Origin of the sequence: Pandoraea sp., assembly GCF_041919235.1 — a bacterium.
Lineage (GTDB): Bacteria > Pseudomonadota > Gammaproteobacteria > Burkholderiales > Burkholderiaceae > Pandoraea.
Map to the genome: position 1 here is coordinate 111,546 of NZ_JAYRUC010000001.1, position 12,389 is coordinate 123,934.

Sequence of the window (12,389 nt, forward strand, 5' to 3'; positions counted from 1 at the left end):
TCGGGCGATCTGGGAAGGCGAGACGATCCCATCATGCCTGCACCGGCCATACCGGCCGCGCAAGTGGCGCCTGACTACCTGGTGCTGGAGTCGACCTACGGGGACCGCCTGCATGATCGGACCGACCCCGGCGCACAATTGGCCGAGATTCTGAACCGGACTTTCGCCCGGGGAGGCACGGTGATCGTTCCGGCGTTTGCCGTGGGGCGTGTGCAGAGCCTGCTCTATTGGATTGCGCGGCTGAAGGCGTCCGGAGGCATTCCGGACGTGCCGGTCTATCTCGATAGCCCGATGGCCATCAACGTCACGAATACGTATTCGGCGCATCTGGCGGATCACCGGCTTGGCCGGGCCGAATGTGCCGAGATGTGCGGCGCGGCGACGTTCGTCACCAGTGTCGATCAGTCGAAGTGGCTCGATACCCGTTCGGTGCCGCGCGTCATCATCGCCGGAAGCGGCATGGCCACGGGCGGTCGAGTCTTGCACCATCTCAAGGCGATGGCGGGCGATTGGCGCAACACGGTGCTCTTTACCGGGTTCCAGGCGCCTGGAACACGCGGAGCGACGATGGTCAATGGTGGTAGCGAGGTCAAGATCTTTGGCGATTACGTCCATGTAAACGCCGAGGTGGTTCAACTCGATACGCTGTCGGCACACGCCGACTATGGCGAGACGCTGGAATGGCTTTCGGCGTTTGCAAAGCCTGTTCGTCACATTTTCGTGAACCATGGAGAGCCGGCCGCCGCCGATAGTCTTCGCAGACGCATCGTGGAGCGCTTCGGCTGGCCTTGTCACGTCGTGGAGCCGATGGAGCAGGTACGCCTGGACGGAGCGAACGCCGTCGAGACCGAGACATCTGCCATGACCGGTGAACCTGGCGAGCGCCATCGCCGCCTTCGCGCATCCGAGGAGCCGGGTCATGAAGATTGAGTTTCCACACATTGCGCCGATTTATAACGCAGATGACCTGACGATCGAGTTTGCGGCCGACTTTAACCACAAGCGCGTTGTCTGTGCGATCTCTGCGGAGGCTCTCGAAGACCACTTTGGGGCCAAATCGTGCAACGCCGAAGATCTGATGGCCGCCTTCAGGGCGCATCGCGGGGCGATCGAGAAGATGACGGAGCGCTACCTCGGACTGTGCCTCGGTGCGCCCGTATTGCTGCACAGCGGGCATTTCCGTTGGGGAATGGAGTATCCTCCCTCGCGCGACAACTAGCAGGCCGCGCGCCCGGTCGCCCGCGGGGCGGCGCGGCGGAGTGCGCGAATCCGCGTCACGGAACCAACACGATCTTCGAGCCGATCTTGCGGCGCGCCATTTCAAAACCCTCGAGCGCCTGCGCAAGCGGCAACCGATGCGTCACCATCGGCGCCAGCGACGCATGATGCGCCACCAGGAAGTCGCGCACTTCATGCCAAGTTTCTCGTGACGCCCGGTACGTACCGCGAATCTGATGACGCATACGCACGAGCTTCGCACCGTCGAAGCTGATGGGCTTGCCGTGAATCCCGCAAACGACAAACACTCCCGAGGGTCGCAGGACGTCAAGCCCGGCCTGTACCGCAGCGCTGGCACCCGTCGCTTCGATCACGACATCGTACTCGCGGTCTCCGAGCAGCGCGCGCATGGCGCCTTCGGGCGCGCCTTCGATATCGAGCGTTGCATCGACGCCTAGCGTGCGTGCCGTGGCGAGGCGCTCCGCGTCGTTGTGTCCCACTATCGCCACCTGTGCGCCTTGTGCCTTCGCCAGCATGGCAATGGCTTGGCCGATCGTTCCTGGTCCCATCACCAGCACGCGGTCCCCGGCCTTCACCTGCGCCGTCTTGAGCGCTGAAAGCCCGATTGACAGCGGCTCCGCGAGCGATGCCACTGCGGCGTCGATCCCCGCCGGTAACGGCAGACAATTGCGGGCCGGCACGCGGACATGGGTCGCAAACGCGCCGTCACGCAGCATGCCGATACCGCGGCGATCGCGGCAATCGTCGAGGCGACCTGCGACGCAGTGCTTGCACACGCCGCACTCGACGGAGGGAATAACGACGACCGGTTCGCCTACGCTGAGCGAGCCGACATCGGCGCCCAGGATCGCTACTCGGCCTGCGAACTCGTGGCCGAGCGTGACGGGGAACGCGCCTCGCAGGAATTCGTAGCCACCCGACCAATCGTAGATGTGGACATCGCTGCCGCAAATGCCCGCAGCACTCACTGCCACGATGACCTCTTGCGCGCCGGGTTGTTCGGGTTCGGGGACGTCCCGCCACTCCAGGCCGAAGGCGGCGGTGATTTTTTGCAACGCTTGCATAAGGAAACTCCAGCTATCGCGGTTCGTTGCTGTCGACGCAGGCGCTTACCGTGTACGGCGCAGCGAGGCGTCGACGTCGGCGTGTCCGATCGCAAAGATCATGGAATACACGTCGACGTTGGGGGTATCCAAGACCGGTAGCGCATCGACGACTCGCGCGCCAATGCCCGCGCTCAAGTTACGCGCGACATCGATGTCTTCCGACTCGACGAGCAGGACATGTGTGGGCATTTCGGCCGCCGTCCAGCGCGCGAACGCATTCGGCTGGGCCGTGAAGACCTCGCCCAGATGGGCGGCGACTACGCCGTCGAGCGCAGCGCATGCCGCAAGCAACGTGGATACCGCTTGTGGCGCAGGCGCTGCGCCGTGAATCCGCACGCACGCGAGCGCTCCGCCCGTGCCGCTTCCCGCCGAGCCGAGTGTCCGGCACGGCGCACGCAGCACGTGGGTCAACGTCAAGCGCATGTTGACGGACCAGGGCGTGGGGTCTTCGATCACGTTCAGATAGGCCTGCGACCGGAAGACTTCGGGGGCGTTGGCGCCATAGACGGTGAAATATTCACGCTGCCCCGGCGTCGCATGCCGATACCGCCGTCCCTCGATGAAACCATCAATGCCAACGCGCTCCGGCACGTGCTCGCGGGTGTGCCAGCGGTTGTACTCGTGCGCGTGCTGCGGCGTTACGTCATTCCAGAGCGCCAGAAACGCCGGACCGGGAAATGCCATGAGTCTGCTATCCAGTTGTCGATAAGTGTGCGTTCAGGGGGTTCCGGGCGCCAGCACCGACGTTGGCTCGGTTTGGGAAGCTGGCATCGCGAACATACAGATTGCGGCAAACAGCGCGGGAACCCCGACGATCAGGAACAGCATCGGGTATGCCATGCCCGAGCCGAGCAACAGGCCGCCGACGCTTGAGCCCAGCATCGACCCGAAGCGGCCGATGCCCGTTGCCCACGCGACCCCCGTGGCACGATTCGCCGTAGGGTAATACGTCGCGCTCAGGCCATTCAGACCGACCTGGGTGCCACTGATGCAAACACCGGCCAGATAGACCAGCGGTGCAAGCATTGCGACATTGCCAAACGTCCGGCCAATGCAGACCACGGTGACAAACGCCACGACGTAGGCCGCCCCCAGCACCCGTGCCGGCCTGGCGCTATCCATCACACGCCCAAGCAGCAGCCCCCCGGTCGTGCCGCCGATGGACCACAAAGCGGTGATGAGCGCTGCATTGCGCATCGAGCCGCCGGAATTCGTGATGATGGTCGGCAGCCAGCTTGCCATCAAATACAGCACCGACAGTCCCATGAAGAACGCGGTCCACAGCAACAATGTGCCGCGCGCATACGGCGCCACGAGCAGCTCACGCACGGGCGAGCGGCTTGACTTCGCTTCGTGCGCGACGAATGTGGTCTGCGGCGAAACGTCATCGGGGGCGATCTGTCGTGCCAGTGCACGAAGGCGTACCTGGTCGTGGGGGCGGCGCAGCGCGAGAAAGCGCATCGACTCGGGCAGCAGTCCCCACAGGACAGGCAACAGCAGCAGCGGCAATACCGCACCCACGAGCACCATGGCGTGCCAGCCGTGTCGCTCGATGATTTGCGACGCGATCACACCGCCGAAGGCAGAACCCATCGAATTGCCACACATCATCAAGGTGATGATGGACAGCTTGCGCCGGCCTGAAGCGTACTCGGCCGTGAGCGTGACTGCGGCTGGCGAGGCGCCGCCAATGCCCGCTCCGGCGAGAAAGCGCAGGATCGAAAGTTCGGTGACATTGGTCGCGAACAGCGTGGCCAGTGTCGCGAGACCGAATGTCGCGACCGACGCCAGCAGCACGAAGCGGCGTCCGCGCCGGTCCGCAAGCGGCCCGAAGACCAGCGAGCCTGCCATCATGCCGAGTAGCGCGGATATGAAGATTGGCGAGAGTTCCGCGACCGACAGACCCCATTCGCGACGCACGGCGGGCGCGATATACGCCGCCAGTCCGATGTCGATGCCGTCGATGGCGACGATCAGAAAGCACAGGACGACCACGCGCCACTGCAGTCCTGACATTCGGCGCCCGTCAATAAAGGATTGCAGATCCAGCGACGCCGGCGCGTTTGGGAGAGAGATTGTGTTTCGCATGCGAGTTCAGGTCCCGTGGCTAAGGTCAGAACAGCTTGCGCAAACCGATGCGCACGGCCAATTGGTTGGGGGTGGTCGACGCGTTCAAGCCGAAAATGTCGGCCACGGCCTGTTTGCCGGTCGAATCGTGCCCGCTCGCATGCTGCCAGACGAGAATGCCGTAGACGTAGGTCAGCTTTGAGAAATTGTAGGCAGCCCCACTTTCGACCGACTGATAGTGCCCGCCCGGCGCAAAGCTGTATTGATACCCCACGCCGGCCATGGTTCTGGGAGAAAAGTGGTAGCCGTAGTTGATCTGATAGTTGTTGAAAACTGCATTGGGCGGGGCCAGGGGGTTGGCTGCGGTACGTACGATGTCGAGAAAGCGCACGTTCTCGTACATCGCCGAGATCTGAGAGCGCCCCCAGGAGTATTTCGCGCCGCCGCCGACGACCTGTTCACTCGTTGCGGTGACGTAATTCTGAAAAATCGGATTGGTGACCGGATTCGCATAGGCAGCGCCCGGCTGTGCCGCGCTTGCCGCACCGAAGATTGAAGTGCCGGGGGTGCGCATATTCATGTACGCGCCGGCGATCTGCAGGCCACCCTGCGTATACGAGCCGCCAAAGCCATACGTGCGGTCCTTCGCGAAGTCACCCGCCGTGTTGCCGAGCGAGAGCATCGTGCTGAACTTCACGCCACCGTACGTCTGGCTCTCGTATTTGATGACGTTGTTGATCTTGTTGTAATTCCAGGAGCCATCGATGTCGCCCAACGTCGCACCGAGACCGCCCGCGAACATGAACGAGCCGGAGAGCGGCACGAAGTAGTCGTTGGTCATCGAATATTGATGGCCGATCGTGAGCGTACCGAGCCGTTCGTCGGACAGCCCGACGAATGCCTGCCGGCCGAAGAAGGTGTTCGCCGGTTGGGCGACACCGCTCATGATATTGAAGCCAGCCTCGAGCGTGAAGATCGCAGACAGGCCGCCGCCGAGAGGCTCGACACCGCGCAAGCCGAACTTGTCGCCAGCGCGCCCGCCGCTGGTCGCCTGCCAGGCCGACTTGCCGCCGGTGTTGTTCACGTAGGTCATGGCGGCGTCAACCGCGCCGTAGAGAGTGACATTGCTTTGCGCGAGCGCGCTCAGCGAGCATGCCGCGAGCGGCAGGCAGGCGATCCAGTGCTTCAAGGTTGTCTCCTGTATCTCTTTTATTGTCTTGTCTGATCGCACCTGAAGGGCCCGGCGCTGCGCGCTCTGGCTGGCGGACAGACTGTCGACGGCGCCGTGCGTCTGGCTTGCCGTGCACCGTTCGGCCAGATAATGGCCGAACGCCGGGTGGCGACATAGAGGCGAAGTGGAAGTTCAGAACACGCGATTCGGAAATAATCGCGCAGCCGCCTCATGACGATCGGCGTGCCTCGGCTTGGGCGATCATAGGTAGGGGCCGTGTGCATTGAGCCGCTCAAGACCTTCGACGAGATAGTCCAGCAGGGCGTGGAACAGCTTGGGGTTGTGATGATTGGCCGGGCGTAGCACCTTGATCCAGTAGTCGGGCAGTCCAAAGCCGGGAAGTAGCTGAACGAGGCTTCCGGCCCCGACACTGCCGTTGGCGCGATATCGAGGGAGAATGGCTACCCCCATGCCGTCCACGCAGGCATTGTGCATGGCATCGATATCGTTGGTCGCGAAGCCCCCGTCCACGCTCACTTGAATGTCGCCAGAACGAGCATCGGTAAACGTCCACGTGCGCACCGTGTTCTGATACGAATAGAGCAGACAGCGATGGGCAGGCAGATCGGACGGATGCTCGGGGGTACCGTGGTGCGCCAGATAATCGGGCGACGCATAGACGTGGCGCTTGAACGGACAGAGCGGGAACTCGTCGACGCCTTCATAGGAGACAGGAAGCCCCGTGATCACAAAATCGAAGCTCTCGAGCACGGGGTCGACGGCACGGTTCGCCAGTTGCAGTTCGAGGCTGGCTTTGGGATGCGCGAGGAAGAACTCATTGAGCAGCCTGCCGAGGAAGTGGTTCGTGAACGACGCGGGCGCCTTGACGCGCAAACGCCCCCCGAGCGAACGTTCATCGGCCGAAGCGCGCTCCGACAGGCGCTCATAGGCGGCCAGGACGTCACGCGCAGCACCCAGCATTTCACGGCCCGAGGCGGTCAGACTGAGGCTGCGCGTGGTGCGTTGAAAGAGTAGCGTCTTCAGTTCCTTTTCCAGCGCACTGACCCGCTTTGTGACCACTGGCGCCGAAACGTCAAGTCTGCGCGCCGCGGCGGTGAAACTGCCCATCTCGGCGACCGCGAGAAAAGCTCGCACATTCTCTACACTGTCCATTGCTCCCCACCCTGTTTCGCTGCTTGTGAAGATCAATTGTATAGATTGAACCGTTCCGGTCGGCTCGCGAACGCCGACGCTCGAACAGAGCGTTGTGCCAAGCCACATCACGACGCGTGCGTCGCACTTCGAACAGATCGATCACGATCAGCGACACCCACACGATCCCGTAGATGAACACGAAGCATGCTCGCGCGGATCTTGAGGGCGTCGAGCAATGCGCCAGTCGACCGCCATCGTGGAGACGGGCGACGCCTGTGCGCCGTCGATCCATGCGTCCAGCACGCCGTCGCGCTTCGTCTGGTCGATCAGCGCCGGATCGATGGGGTCGAGAAAAACCGACAACTGGCTCCGTCGCGATCCTTCCCATCGAGCACGCCGGCCGCGTCGCCGATGCAGTCCGCGTCATACAGCAACACGCCGAGATAGCGAATGCGCCACCCGCGACGTCCGTAGTTCGCAATGAACAGAACGGGCACGACCTCGTCGTGCCCCCTCCACCCGCGTGAGATTCGACATAGCCCGCAGCGCACCGCAAGACGCCGTGAAGGGCGAAATGCGGCACACGGACGCGCCGGGCGTGGCGTCAAATGCGATCAATGAACGGAGGGTTGATCAAACGTCCCGATCATAACGAGGCGTGCTCATGGGGGTCTGCGCCGGCATTCGAACGCGCCCAGCTTTGCGCTGCGCCATGCGCACTTGCCGTCGTCGACGTCGACGGCCCAGTGCTTGCTACCGCTCTGCGGTCGCGCGGCGACGGTGCCACGTAGTAGAACCGCAACTCAGCGTCGGGATAGTGATAAGGGGCCATCGCGAGATTGACGGCACATGAGTCGCAGAACGGCAGCCGCGAACAAAGCACAATCGAGCGAACGACATTCTCACCCAACGGATGGTCCGCGTAGATCTGGGCCAGAATCATCCGTTCGGTGTCGAGCGTGCGGGACTGCGATCCGCCGGTCGCGGCGTTGTATGTCGGCAGATCGGCATCGGCCATCGCGAACCGCAGTTCGGGTGGCTCTGTGAAAATGCGATCGTCTTCGGAGCCCGATGCTTTTTCGTGTTGGTCGATAATGCTTTGCTCGCGCTGCGCATAGGCCCTGCCCGCATCCACGAACCGTACAGTCGGCGCATTCGTGGGCAATGGTGTTCGCTGAAGGCCTGACAGGCAGTAGTAGATCGTTCGGGAGCCGTCGACGAGTGTCACTTCCGCAACGGCAATATTGGCGTTGCGCGAAACGGCGCGTATCCGCTCGCCCACATCGCGCGCCGAGCGCGCCGTGCCACGCGCCAGCGCTTGCAGACCCGACATCCCGGGGAGCACCGTCTCGAAGATCGAAAGAACTTCGCGTGTTGTTTGCACGTCCCCGACGAACGGCAGTTGCGACCATGCCGCGAGCGGCGCGGGTCGCGAGACGAAGGCCCTTGAAACCGCGTTGATAAATGCCTCCGCATGCGCCGGATAGTGCTGCCAATGACTCCATAGGCGATTGAACATCGGCATCAGTGCTGCATCAACATCGGGCGCGGGCGACGATTCGCTTGCGTCCGGCGACGCCCGGAAAGCCGCCACCCGATGCTCGATGGCTTGCGTCAGGTCGCGAATCGCTTGCCTGGCCTGCACTACGGACAGCGAAATGTCCTCGAGGCCGCGCCATACATCCGCCGGCGACGGCGCCTGCTCCCAAACCTTCAGATACAGCTGAAGCAACGTCCGTGCCTCGCCGTAAGAAATCGTTGGCAGCACGATCGCGCTTTCCGCCGCCGCACGATGATGCTGCGCAATCCGATATGCGCGAATGTCGCGATGCGTCGCTGAGCGATAGTGCAGACGAACCTGATGTGCCGAATCACCGGCATCGCCATCGGGCAATGCAAATCGGTAGTACACGTCGGGCGAGAGTTGCACCACACCACGCAGCGCGTTGCTGCGGCTTCGATAGGTGCCGAACGGCGCCGAGACGCGCATGTTGCCGAGCGTAAGACTCACGCGACGCCCACCGACCGGGCCTTCGGTCGTCGGCTGTTCATAGTAGGTCAGTTCGCCATTGAGCACCGGCGTATAAACCGACGGATCGACGTGCGGCGAGTCCGCCGATACACGGGGTGTGCCCTGTGCATCAAGACTGCCTAAGCGCCCGAAGGCGAAAAACGTCGAACTGCCGTCCGCCGCCTGAAACAGTTGCGAACTGACGACGACGCGCAGCCGCACCAGCGGCGACGTTTCTACCACCTGATGCTGAGTCAGCGTTGCGCCCTGCTCCGTGACCGTCATCTCGCCTTCGCGCTCGGAGTGACATTCGAGACACATACCGTCGACATCGGCCCCCATGCCGCGCGAAATGCGGCACAGCGACTCTGGTCCCATTTCGCGACGAATGTCCTCGAGCGGCCGAAGATCGGAGGCATGCTTGCGGGTGCGCGCGACCATCGCACCGTAGCGCACGCCGTCGATTTCGAAGACTTTCACGCCATTCTGCGTCAGATCGGGAAGGTATTCGACGTAGACATCCGGCGGCAACACCCATTGCACGCCTCGGCCCAACTCCCCGGAAAACGATTCGTGCTTGATGACCGGCGGCAATGGCGTTTGCCGGAGCGCCACATCGCTGGATGGCTCGACCGATCTGGCGGGCCATAGGTGTTGCAGCAATGCGATGGCGTCCTCGTGGAGCCTATCGGCACGCACCACTGCGGCAAGACACTCGAGCCCCGCGCGCGTCAAACGCGAGGCCAAGGCTCCGAGCCGGCCGGCATCGCTCGCCGCTTGTCGGCGAGATCGCCCGCCGAACGTGTCGCCCGCCACCTCGCGACGGTCGCGAGGGGCGCGCTTCGTCACCGTATCGATCAGAAGCTCGGCGATTTCATTCAAATCCGGCGAGTCAAGGACCGACGAGTCGGGCGATGGCCACCCGGGCGAGATCGTCGCACCGGCGACATGGAAGGAGAATTTCGCCTCGTCGCCTTCTTCGATCCGTGACCGGATCGACGGCCAACGCTCGCCCCATAGCACCGGCCCATAAGTCGCGGCATAGCACCCGAGCGGACTGCACGACACCATCGGTATGACGAGTGCGGGCGCTTCGCGGGCGAGCGAAAGTGCGTATGCGCGCCATTTCCCCTGCTCGTCCCTGAGATGCAAGGAGATCGCGTGCGAGGCGGTGTGACTGGAGCGCGTCGGCGGCGACCCCGACTTCCCTGCACGCACAATAGTCACCCATGCACGTCCGGGAATCAGGACCTCGGCATCGGCAAATGCCGCACGCGTCTCCTCATCGGTGGCCGCGACCGCCTCTCGGATCATCGAGACAATGGCGCGCTGGATATCGCCGTGAAAGGCCGTCAGCCCCGTTCTCAGTGCTTCGCGGCTTTCCGCCGGCGCTGGCGAGACGCCAAGCGCTCTGGTGTTCGGCGCCGGGAGGCACTGCGCCATCACACCGCCGCCGTCGCGACGCGTTGGCCATACGCGCAACATCGCGCGAACGCCTGACACCGCCTCCGAATGAGACGGTGCGATGGGCGCGGCGCTTACCGGCGGCCCGATGCGTGCAGTTCTGCGAGCGAGCGAGCGCAGTCCGGTCGCGGGGCCGCCTGGCGCGACGGTCCCGGCAGCCACCCCGGTCGTACAGACAACGGCCAGCAGGCCCAGCGCGAACGCCGCATTGGACATCTCGCGGCGGGCTGGCGCAGCAGCACCGACATGCACGTCGGTGGCCCGCGCGGCTTGCGAGATCGAGCGTCGGTTCGTCTGCGAACGGGCATCGTTCCGGGATGCCCGCGGCGGCATCGGCACACTGGCGCGCCAATCTTCGGCGAACGCGCGGCGTTCAACGCGCGGTCTACCGGTGTGCACATGAACAGCCGGTCGATGGGCATGGTGCGACATTGCGTGGTGCAATCGTGTCATTGAGCGTATCTCCGTGAATTCTGCTGCGTTATGCCATTGCGCTGACTCGCAACCGCAGGGGCAACACTTGCAGCGAGGAGGAGAACGCTAACGCGGCACGACGCCGCGCGATTCCTGAAACGAACCGGTGACTGTGGCAGTTTCGACGACTCCCCCTGTCCTGGCGCAGAATTCGGAAATGGACGCGGCGGATGCGACACGTCAAGCGTGGCGAGCGAAGCTCACCGGCTCGGCGGCGGGCGCACGTCGACCTTTTACACGACGCACACACCGTCCGGAGGCAAACATCTTGCGTGCCCAAAATAGCGTGAACCGGCTGGTGATCGGCGCAGCAGCAGGTCACGGCGACGTCACCGCATTTCGGCTAAGCTTACGGCGCTGTCACGTTCCGCTAACGATCGTTGAATCCATTGAAAACAGATATCGAGACCGTTGTTTCCCCCTGCGTAACGAGACCGCGCGCCGTACTGGAAGTGCTGGGTGCGTTTCTCGTGCTGGGGCTCACGAGCTTTGGTGGGCCGGTCGCCCACATCGGCTATTTCCGACGTGAATTCGTGGAGCGCAGGCGGTGGCTCGACGATGAGCACTTCGTCGATCTCGTTGGACTGTGCCAGTTTCTTCCCGGGCCGGCGAGCAGTCAGGTCGGCTTCTCCATCGGTCTGCTGCGTGCTGGATGGCTCGGCGGCATTGCCGCGTGGTGCGGGTTCACACTGCCGTCGGTGCTGCTCCTGCTCGTATTCGCCATCGTTGCGCCGCACGTGGGTGGTCCGGTCGGCGACGGCGTGCTGCATGGGCTCAAGCTGGTGGCGGTCGCCGTTGTGGCGCAGGCCGTCTGGGACATGGCGAGACGGCTCTGTCCTGATACGCGTCGTGCGGGCATTGCGTTGACTGCGATGGCCGTGCTCGCGCTGGCAGCCACCCCATTTGCTCAGCTCATAGTGATCGTGCTCGGCGCGGGGCTCGGCTACTTGCTGCTGCGATCGGCTGATCGGAAGACGCCCGCATCGCCGCTGGCGCCGCATCGATTCCAGGTCTCTCGCACAGCGGGCGGGGTGGCGCTCGTACTCTTCTGCGCGATGCTGGCCGGACTTCCGGTACTGCACCAGATTACCGGCGACCGGACAGTGGCGATATTCGACGGTTTCTACCGCGCTGGAGCGCTGGTGTTTGGGGGCGGACATGTGGTGCTGCCGCTGCTTCAGGCGCAGACCGTCGCGACGGGGTGGGTAACGACAAACGACTTCCTTGCAGGATATGGTGCGGCGCAAGCCGTCCCGGGGCCGCTCTTCACATTCGCGGCGTTTCTGGGGTGGCTATCCGGGGGGCCTGCGCATCCGTGGCTCGGTGCTGCGCTTGCGACGGCGGGGATATTCTTGCCTGGGTTGTTGCTCGTGATTGCCGCTTTGCCGCATTGGCAGGCGCTACGCGCGCGCGCGCCTGCGGCGGCCGTGCTCGCTGGGGTAAATGCCGCCGTTGTGGGGATTTTGGCTTCGGCGTTGTACTCGCCTGTGTGGACGAGTGCTGTACACAGCCCTGCCGATTTCGCGGTCGCCGCCATTGCGTGCGTCCTGCTGACGCGCTGGAAAGCGCCGCCGCTTGCCGTGGTTGCGTTATGCGCCATGGCGGGCGCGACGGGGCTCGTGTGAGTGGTGGAGGTGCGGGACGGCGCGTTTTGCCGCCGTTCGAGCGCGGGGCGTTGAGCGACCTCCCCGCGCTATTCGGG

At 63.7% G+C, this 12,389-nt stretch carries 9 protein-coding genes and 1 pseudogene; 3 read left to right on the forward strand and 7 right to left on the reverse strand.

Annotation, left to right across the window (positions count from 1 at the left end):
* A partial coding sequence (locus ACE3UG_RS00510; RefSeq protein WP_374618296.1) for an MBL fold metallo-hydrolase RNA specificity domain-containing protein occupies positions 1–930 on the forward strand: 930 nt, incomplete at its 5' end.
* Positions 920–1,219, forward strand: coding sequence for a DUF1488 domain-containing protein (locus ACE3UG_RS00515; protein WP_374618297.1), 300 nt, complete (start codon positions 920–922; stop codon positions 1,217–1,219). The genes ACE3UG_RS00510 and ACE3UG_RS00515, both read left to right, overlap by 11 nt.
* 55 nt (positions 1,220–1,274) lie before the next feature.
* Here ACE3UG_RS00515 and ACE3UG_RS00520 read toward each other — a convergent pair whose 3' ends face one another.
* The 7 genes and pseudogenes from ACE3UG_RS00520 to ACE3UG_RS00550 all read right to left on the reverse strand — a co-directional run bounded on the left by ACE3UG_RS00520 (position 1,275) and on the right by ACE3UG_RS00550 (position 10,546).
* Positions 1,275–2,303 (reverse strand): zinc-binding dehydrogenase, encoded by a 1,029-nt coding sequence (locus ACE3UG_RS00520; RefSeq protein ID WP_374618299.1) that lies wholly within the window; start codon positions 2,301–2,303, stop codon positions 1,275–1,277.
* 45 nt (positions 2,304–2,348) lie between these two features.
* Positions 2,349–3,029 carry a hypothetical protein gene (locus ACE3UG_RS00525; protein ID WP_374618301.1) on the reverse strand — a complete coding sequence of 227 codons (681 nt, stop codon included), beginning with the start codon at positions 3,027–3,029 and terminating at the stop codon, positions 2,349–2,351.
* A gap of 33 nt (positions 3,030–3,062) precedes the next feature.
* Positions 3,063–4,361, reverse strand: coding sequence for an MFS transporter (locus tag ACE3UG_RS00530; protein ID WP_374618303.1), 1,299 nt, complete (start codon positions 4,359–4,361; stop codon positions 3,063–3,065).
* A gap of 97 nt (positions 4,362–4,458) precedes the next feature.
* Entirely contained in the window at positions 4,459–5,601 is a 1,143-nt protein-coding gene (locus ACE3UG_RS00535; protein ID WP_374618304.1) for a porin, read from the reverse strand.
* Between the two features lie 243 nt (positions 5,602–5,844).
* Positions 5,845–6,756 carry a LysR substrate-binding domain-containing protein gene (locus ACE3UG_RS00540; RefSeq protein ID WP_374618305.1) on the reverse strand — a complete coding sequence of 304 codons (912 nt, stop codon included), beginning with the start codon at positions 6,754–6,756 and terminating at the stop codon, positions 5,845–5,847.
* Between the two features lie 213 nt (positions 6,757–6,969).
* Positions 6,970–7,193: pseudogene (gene narH, locus ACE3UG_RS00545) on the reverse strand (nitrate reductase subunit beta); the annotation flags it as partial.
* A gap of 191 nt (positions 7,194–7,384) precedes the next feature.
* Positions 7,385–10,546 carry a deaminase domain-containing protein gene (locus ACE3UG_RS00550; RefSeq protein WP_374618635.1) on the reverse strand — a complete coding sequence of 1,054 codons (3,162 nt, stop codon included), beginning with the start codon at positions 10,544–10,546 and terminating at the stop codon, positions 7,385–7,387.
* A 530-nt stretch (positions 10,547–11,076) separates the two neighbouring features.
* On the opposite strand from ACE3UG_RS00550, the gene chrA reads away from it, so the two are divergent.
* A complete protein-coding gene (gene chrA, locus ACE3UG_RS00555; RefSeq protein WP_374618307.1) occupies positions 11,077–12,312 on the forward strand; it encodes a chromate efflux transporter in 1,236 nt (411 codons plus the stop codon).
* The last annotated feature ends 77 nt before the right edge of the window (positions 12,313–12,389 follow it).